This is a genomic window from Massilia sp. CT11-108, assembly GCF_047302915.1.
Classification (GTDB): Bacteria; Pseudomonadota; Gammaproteobacteria; order Burkholderiales; family Burkholderiaceae_D; genus Telluria; species Telluria orientalis.
In genome coordinates this window covers 1-6,558 of sequence record NZ_JBKYMO010000329.1, presented here as the reverse complement: position 1 = coordinate 6,558, position 6,558 = coordinate 1, and the positions used below count along the sequence as shown (strand labels likewise).

Below are 6,558 nucleotides of genomic sequence, written 5' to 3'. Positions count from 1 at the left end.
CTCCAGGAATCGGAGGATGAAGTGCACAGCCTCCCGGCCGCGTTGGCCTTATCCCCGTTCTCCCGTCCCCGTCCACCCGGGCCGCTGCTGGCGGCCGGCGTCGTCATGGCCGCCTACGAGCAGACCGTGCGGTGGGAGCACCAGCAATACCTGCAGGCCTACCGCCTGAAGGCCCAGCAGGTGGTCGACGAGCTGCAGGCCGAGCTGCGCGAGCACGAACGCTTCGTCGGCACGTTCTCGCGCACGCTTGCGGCGGAAGACCGGTTCATGGATCGCGCCAAGTTCCTGAACATCGCCAGCGGCTACGTCGACGGCCGGCCGGAGATCGCCGCCATCAACTGGCTGGTGCCCGTCACGCTGGCCGAACGCGCCGCGTTCGAGACGTGGGTGCGCACGCACGTCGACGCCGCGTTCGCCGGCGTGCGCGACGTGACCCGGACACAGGGCCTGCATCCGGCCGGTCCGCGCGCGCAATACCTGCCCCTGCTGTACACCTGGCCCCCGTCCAATGCGAGCATCCGCGGCATGGACTTCCTGACGGCGCCGGGGCGCACGGAAGCGGTGTCGCGCGCGCTGGCCGGCACACGCCCGATCGCGACGGGGCCGGTCGAGCTGGTATCCAACGGCGCCAACGGCATCGGCCTGTTTCGCTCGGTCGGCGCGCCCGGCCAGCCGCCGCTGGGGGTATTGGCCCTGATCCTGGATGCCCATGCTTTCGTGCGGCAGGCGGTCCTGCGCGCCGGCTTCTCGGGCTTCGACATCAGCCTGGCGGATACGACCGACCGCGGCGCGCCCGTCGCGCTGGTGGGCAGGCCAGGCCGGCACGTGGTCAGCGGCGACTACACCGTACCGCTCACGTACGGCGGCCGCACCCTGCAACTGCGCTTCACGCCCACGGCCGCCTACATGGAAGGCGAACGGGGACTCGCGAGCTGGATCGTGATCACGACCGGCCTGCTGCTGGCCGCGCTGCTGGGCGCGCTGATGCTGATCGTCAGCGGCGAACGCGCCCAGATCGAGGCCCAGGTGGCGGAGCGCACGGCGCGCCTGCAGGCCATCCTGGACAATGCCGCCGACGCGATCGTCACCGTCGACGCGCGCGGCACGGTGCTGTCGGCCAACCGCGCCACGACCGCGCTGTTCGGCTACCCGCCGAATCACCTGCCGGGCCTCGCGTTCACGACGCTGGTGCCGGGCCATGGCGACGAAGACAGCCTGGGCCTGCTGGCGCGCCTGGCCGACAGCAGGCCCGACGAACGCCAGCTGGACGGCCTGAACGCGCGCGGCGAGCCGCTGCCGCTCGCGGTGGCGGTGTCCATCGTCGACCTGGCCGGGGAGCGCCTGTACGTGTGCATCCTGCGCGACCTGACGGAGCAGCAGCGTGCGCAGGCGCGCATCCACCGCCTGGCCCACCACGACCCGCTGACGGGCCTGGAGAACCGCCATGCGCTCGGCATGCGCCTGGAGCAACAGCTCGCCCAGGCGCGCCGCAACCGGCAGCCGCTGGCCGTGCTGTTCATCGACCTCGACCATTTTAAAAAGATCAACGATTCGCTCGGCCACCAGGCGGGCGACGAACTGCTCGTGGGCGCGGCCGCGCGCATGAAGGACCTGCTGCGCGACGTCGACAGCCTCGCCCGCCTCGGCGGCGACGAATTCATCATCGTGCTGTGCGGCCCGCTTTCCCCCGACAGCGTGAGCGCGGTGGCGGTGCGCCTCGTGGCATCGCTGCAGCAGCCCTACCGCCTGGCCGGCACGACGGCGCACAGCGGCGCCAGCGTGGGCGTAGCCCTGTTCCCCGAGGACGGCCACGATGCGGACACGCTGCTGCGCCACGCCGACATGGCGATGTACGCGGCCAAGCGCGAAGGCCGCGGCAATTTCCAGTTCTTCTCGCCCGCCATGAACGCGGCCACGCACGAACACCTGCTGCTGGAAAACCGCATGTGGGCGACGCTGGAGAACGGCGGCTTCGACGTCCACCTGCAGGCCCAGGTCGAGCTCGAGACGGGACGCGTGATCGGCGCCGAGGTGCTGCTGCGCTGGCACGACCCGGAGCTGGGCAGCGTCGAACCCGGGCGTTTCATCCCCATCGCCGAGGAATCGGGCCTGATCCTGCCGCTGGGCGACTGGGTGCTGGCGCGCGCGATGGCCCTGCTGGCCGAGTGGCGCGACGACGGCATGGACCACCTGCGCCTGGCCGTGAACCTGTCGGCGCGCCAGTTCAGCGGCGGCGCGCTGCTGTCGCGCCTCGACGAGCTGCTCGCGGAGCACGCGATCGACCCGGCGCGGATGGAACTGGAGATCACGGAAACGGCCGCCATGCGCGACCCGGAAAACACGCGCAGCCTGCTGCTGCAGCTGCGCGCGCGAGGCTTCAAGCTGGCCATCGACGACTTCGGCACGGGGTATTCGTCGCTGGCCTACCTGAAGCTGTTCGCGATCGACCGCATCAAGATCGACCGCGGCTTCGTGCGCGACATCGAGACGAATCCGAACGACGCCGCCATCGTCGACGCGACCATCGGCCTGGCCCATGCGCTCGGGCTGGGCGTGATCGCGGAAGGCGTGGAAACCCACGCGCAATGGGGCTTCCTGCGCGACCGCAACAGCGACGAAGCGCAGGGCTACCTGTTCGGGCGGCCGATGCCGGCGCGCGAATTCCGGGAATTCGTCAGGGCGCGAGCGCAGCCAGTACCTGGCCCTTGAGCGCCTTGATGAGGGCCGTTTCGTCGGGCGGCACGCCTTCCGGCGCGAGCTCCGTGCGGTCGGCATAGAACAGGCCCAGCTGCACCTTGCCCACCACCAGCGGCAGCACGATGAAGCTCCGCGCGTCGGGCAGCAACGCCTTGTGCCAGGCCGGCAGCAGGTCGCGGATCTTGGCGCTGCGCGCATCCGAGATCATGAGGTCGGCGTCGTTTTCCATCGCCAGGTAGAACAGGTCGCGCGCGCTCTTTTCTCCGGCGGGCGCCAGCGGAAACGTGAAGCCTTCCTGCACGCGCGCCTGCGCGAGCCCGAACGATGCGCGGGCCCGGTACTGGCCGGCGCGCACGTCCTTCAGCACGACCGTCGCGAAGCGGAAGCCCAGCGCCGTGTACAGCGTCTCCAGCACGGCCATGACGACGTCGTTGACCTTGTGCCGGCCGGACGCGCGCATCTGGGTGACGTCCTGCACGCCCGCCAGCAGCAGGTCGCGCGCGTTCTTCGGCTTGCCGCTCGGGTACGTGCCCTGCTCTTCCTCTTCCCCGCCGAGGGTCGCCAGCAGCAGCACGTTGGGCAGGCCGCCCTTGTCTTCCTGCGGCGCGCGGCGCGGCATGGGCTGCAAATTCATGCTCTGCAGGAGGCTCGTCATTTCGAACGCGACCGTCTCGAACAACTCGTCCAGCTCGGCCGCGCCGAGGTTCAGCGCGGTGCCGTAGCGCGCCAGCAGCGCCTGCGCTTCCGGCGTGTCGGACGGCGTGGGGGTCCTGCCCATCAGGCGCGCCACGTCCAGGCTGAACGACGCCACCTGGCGCATCCATTCGCTGCGGTTGACGGCCAGCTTGAGCGCCCCTGCCTCCAGCGGGCGCTGGGCGTGCACGATCACGCCCGGGATCTTCCACTCGCCCAGCACGGCTTCGGACAGCGCGTCGAAGCCGCAGCCGAGGATCATCTGCGCGGCCTGTGCGGGCGTGTGCTTGCCGGTGGCGAGGAGGGCCTGGATCTCGCGGTAGCGGTCATGCTCGTGCGACGCGACCAGCAGCGCGCCGAGATTCTTGAACAGCGCGCTGATCGACGCTTCCTCCGCGCCCTGGTAAAAGCTGTGGCGCGCCATTTCGCGGCCGACGAGACTCGCGCACAGTGACGCTTCCAGTTCCATGCGCACGCTGTACGCATGGTCGCTGCTGGCCAGCGCGTCGACGAGCAGCATCGCCAGCGCGACCGTGCGCACGTTGTCGAAGCCCAGCAGGGAAATGGCACGCGACACCGTCGTGACGGCCGTGCCGGCCGCCGTGCGGTAGCGGACCGTGTTCGCCAGGCGCAGGATGCGCTGCGTGAGCGCGACGTCGGACAGCACATAGTGCGCGAGATCGTGGGTGCCCTGGTCTTCCGAGGTCGCCATCTGCACGACGCGCGCGATGGCGCTGCCCAGCGCGAACATGTCGTCGTCGCCGCAGACCTTCTGCAGCAGCGCGGCGCGCACGCGGCGGCCCCCGTCCGTCGGCTGGAACGGCGCGGCGTTCATGTTGGGATTGGAAGCGGGGCTCCCGACTGCAGGAATCATGATCGCTTAGCCGGCCCTTTTCGGACGCGGACCCTTGTCGTATTTTTTCAGAATCTGCTGGTGCAGCCCGGCCAGCGCCGGCAGCTTCGGGTTGACCGGATCGAGGCGGCGCACGCCGGCGATGTAGCCCAGGGCCTGCTGGCCGAGGCGCTCGTCCCAGCCGTCGTGGTCCAGGCATTTCAGGATCGCCAGCGCCGCGTTGAACACGACCTGCGGATTGTCCGGCAGCTTGGTCGCCGCTTCCTGCATCAGCACGACGGCGCCCTTGTAGTCGCCGCTCTTCGCCTTGGCGGCGCCGGTAGCGACGAGGTCGACGACCTGCTGGCGGCTTTCCATGGCGAGCTTCTGCGCCGTCTCGGCCTGGCCCGCGTTCTCGAACACGGCCATCGCGCGCGCCACCGCGGCACCGTTCTGCGCATTGCGCATCACGTCGCGCACGATCTCGGCGGCGCCCTCCTCCATGCCGTTCTCGATGCAGGTGCGCGCCAGCTCCAGCTTGATCTCCGGGCGCAGGTCCGGCGCCTCCTGGCTGGCCGCGAGGGCCGCCGCCAGCGATTCCGCGAGGCGCGCCTCGTTGCCCGTGTATTCGTGCACGAGGCTCGACGCGATCGCGCTGCACAGCGGCGTGTGCTTCTGGAACGCCATCGATTTGTCCAGGTCGCGGATGACGGCCGCGGCCTGCACCGGGTCGCCCTTGCGCACGAGCGTCTGCACGAGGCGCACGTGGTCCTGCGGGTCCTTGAATTCGGAATACTTGGCCTTGCTGACGACCTGCTTGAGGATCTTCTCGGCCGTGTCGTGGTCGCCCGCCTCCAGCGCCGTTTCGCCCAGCTTGCGCAGCCGGCGCACCGCGTGCGGGGAGACCGTCACTGCCTCCGTCAGCACGGCCTGCGCCGCATCGAGCGCGCCGGCCGCCTCGTGGGTGCGCGCGAGCCAGTCGTAGGCGTCGACGAAGTTCTTGTTGGCGTCGACGAGCTCTTCGAGCATCGCGCGCGCTTCGTCGTAGCGCTCGCGCAGGAACAGCGTCTTGGCCAGGCCCAGGCGCGCCCAGGCGATGGCCTTGGTCTCGACGAGCTGGCGGTAGAGCGGCTCCGCTTCGTGCGGCTCGCCGAGGAACATGTGCAGCTCGGCGCGCAGGCGCATGAAGTCGACCAGGTAGCGCGGATGGCGTTCTTCCCCGTCGAGGCAGGCGGCGATCGCCTCGCGCTGGCTGCCCGCCTCCATCAGGTCGTACACGGGCAGCAGCGCATTTCTCCGTTCCAGCCCGCGCGCGATGCGTTCGAGCAGGCGGTCGGCCGTGAACGGTTTCAGGACGTAGTCGGTGGGGCCCAGTTCGGCGGCGCTGACGACCTTGCCGTAATCGCCTTCGGCCGTGACCATGAAGAACATGGTCGACAGCGGCATGAGCTTGTGGTGGCGCACGTCCTCGAGCAGTTGCTGGCCGTCCTGGCCGCCTTCCAGCGCGTATTCGCACAGGATCAGGTCGTACTGCTTCAGGCCGAGGTGCTTGACGGCCTGGTTGGAGCTGCCGACGTGGTCGATCTTGCTCAGGCCGCACATGTTCAGCATGTTGTGGATCGTCGAGCGCATCCCGGCGTGCGGCTCGATGATCAGGGCGTTGAGGCCGTCAAGTTCGTTCATGTCCCGGTTTTCCGTGTGTGCCTGCGATGGGCTGGCGGGCTGCATGGGCCCGTGTGGTCTACTGAGTATATTACGTCCAGGGAACTAAATTCTTGAATTTCACCCACCATCAAACTGGTGAAATGTCGCGAAAAACCACACTTTCGGTTATCAGGCGCCGGGCTGGCGTGCGGCAGCCTGGCGCAGCGGCGCGCGGTGGCCGGGGGCGCATTCGGGGCGGGCACCGCCGATCATGATGTTTTGGTAACGGACTTCATACTTGCCGGCCGCGAGTTTATCGATCAGGAACTTGGCGCGGCCCAGCACGTAGGCGTGGCGCACGTTCGAGCGGCGGTCGAGGTCGTAGATCTTGACCAGCACAGGCGACGGATTGTTGCTGTTGTCGACCAATACCTGCATCTCGTCGCCCTGGTTGCCGAGCGGATAACCGTCGATGTAGCCGGACTGCGCCGGCCACGGATCGCCCGTCGGCGCGACCTGGGTCTGCAGGTCGGTGTCGCAATCGGGCGCGCGGGCCGGCACGATCAACTGGGTGACGCCGAGGGCCTTGATGTCGGGCGGCACATCGGCCTGCCCGGCGGGACGTGCCCAGCCGTCGGCGCTGGCGTCGCTGCCGAGCGGGTCCGGCGCTGTGTTCGGGGTGGATGCGGAGG

3 protein-coding genes and 1 pseudogene are annotated in these 6,558 nt (G+C 69.3%); 1 reads left to right on the top strand and 3 read right to left on the bottom strand.

The window, feature by feature from the left end:
* On the top strand, positions 1-2,709 hold a 2,709-nt coding region (locus ACEN88_RS21860; protein ID WP_413342982.1), incomplete at its 5' end, for an EAL domain-containing protein.
* On the opposite strand, the gene ACEN88_RS21855 is transcribed toward ACEN88_RS21860, so the two are convergent.
* From ACEN88_RS21855 to ACEN88_RS21845, 3 genes and pseudogenes are all read right to left on the bottom strand, one after another.
* Positions 2,675-4,225 (bottom strand): HDOD domain-containing protein, encoded by a 1,551-nt coding sequence (locus ACEN88_RS21855; protein WP_413342981.1) that lies wholly within the window; start codon positions 4,223-4,225, stop codon positions 2,675-2,677. The genes ACEN88_RS21860 and ACEN88_RS21855 overlap by 35 nt on opposite strands.
* Positions 4,226-4,270: 45 nt before the next feature.
* Positions 4,271-5,905: a tetratricopeptide repeat protein gene (locus ACEN88_RS21850; protein ID WP_413342979.1), complete on the bottom strand. Its 1,635-nt coding sequence runs from the start codon at positions 5,903-5,905 to the stop codon at positions 4,271-4,273.
* 150 nt (positions 5,906-6,055) lie between these two features.
* Positions 6,056-6,558: pseudogene (locus ACEN88_RS21845) on the bottom strand (J domain-containing protein); the annotation flags it as partial.